Here is a 1,171-nt window from a genome sequence, read left to right as displayed (position 1 = left end):
ACTATCAGGTTCAACAGAAGATCATGTACCAAACTGACCCACCGCTTTCTCCCAGCGAAACTATGCCGACTATGTATGACTTACCTAGTGAAGACCCAGAGGAGCCTGGTTTGCCTGACGAATTTCACGACTTCCAACCCCAGCTATTGCGGGAAACCTGCCAACCTCCTAACTATCCCAGGGAGGAGATGTTCATTGGTACAGACCTAAATTTATATTACGATAGCCATCATTTATTGTGGCACAAACGACCGGATTGGTTCCTGGTATTGGGTATCACTCCTGCTCAACAACAACAAGACCTGCGCTGGAGTTATGTGGTTTGGCAGGAAGGAAGAGCGCCATTTTTGGTAGTGGAACTCTTATCACCAGGTACCGAAGCGGAAGATTTAGGACAAACCCTAAGGTCTGCCAACAAGCCACCCACTAAATGGCAAGCCTATGAACAATATATGCGCATTCCTTACTATGTTGTCTTTGACCGTGTCTTGATGCAGTCGCTCATGGGGGAAACCCCAAGACCGCGCTGCATCGCTTATGAAAACCAGTTGCGGGTGTTTCAATTAATTGTCACCCAGTATCAGGAAGTAGAGCTTTCTGAGCCCAAATTTTGGATTCCAGAACTGGAATTAGGGTTAGGAGTATGGCAAGGTAAATATCAAGACACAGAAGGGTTGTGGCTGCGTTGGTATGATGGAGCTGGTAATTGGATTGAGACTTCAGCAGAACGGGCAGAACGGCAAAAGCAACGGGCAGAACAGGAATCCCAACGGGCAGAAAGATTGGCAGAAAAATTGCGTACCCTTGGCATCAATCCCGATGATTTGTAAGGGGGGTGATCCAACTTCCCGACTCCCGACTCCCGATTCCCGACTCCCGATTACCGATTCCCTACTCCCATCAACCCATGACATGGAAGAATTAACCTTATTACGTCAACTAATTGAAGAAAAAAAGTATCATAAAGCCTTAGAAATTGTTGATGAACTAGAAGAAATGTCAAGGGAGGATAAACTAAATAAAATTTATAGCTATGCAGTCATATTACTATTACATTTAATCAAGCAAGAAGTAGAAAAACGCACGACCCGCTCTTGGGAATTTTCTATTTATAATGCCAGCAAAAATATTAAACGAGTTAACAAACGGCGAAAATCAGGAGGATATTATG

At 44.4% G+C, this 1,171-nt stretch carries 2 protein-coding genes; both read left to right on the top strand.

The features are described from left to right. Nucleotides 1-23 precede the first annotated feature (23 nt). On the top strand, nucleotides 24-830 hold the full coding sequence (locus F6K37_RS43555; RefSeq protein WP_287265906.1) for a Uma2 family endonuclease: 807 nt from the start codon (nucleotides 24-26) through the stop codon (nucleotides 828-830). Nucleotides 831-912: 82 nt separating this feature from the next. Then, nucleotides 913-1,171: DUF29 family protein (locus F6K37_RS43550; protein ID WP_287257367.1), on the top strand; the 259-nt coding region annotated here is incomplete at its 3' end.

Source organism: Moorena sp. SIO4E2 (genome assembly GCF_010671945.1).
Classification (GTDB): Bacteria; Cyanobacteriota; Cyanobacteriia; order Cyanobacteriales; family Coleofasciculaceae; genus Moorena; species Moorena producens.
The sequence above is the reverse complement of the archived record's forward strand: the minus strand, read 5'-3'. Positions and strand labels throughout refer to the sequence as shown.

Coding starts and splice junctions, on each gene's coding strand:
- F6K37_RS43555 (WP_287265906.1), top strand. CDS start 24: ATGTACCAAACTGACCCACCGCTTTCTCCCAGCGAAACTATGCCGACT.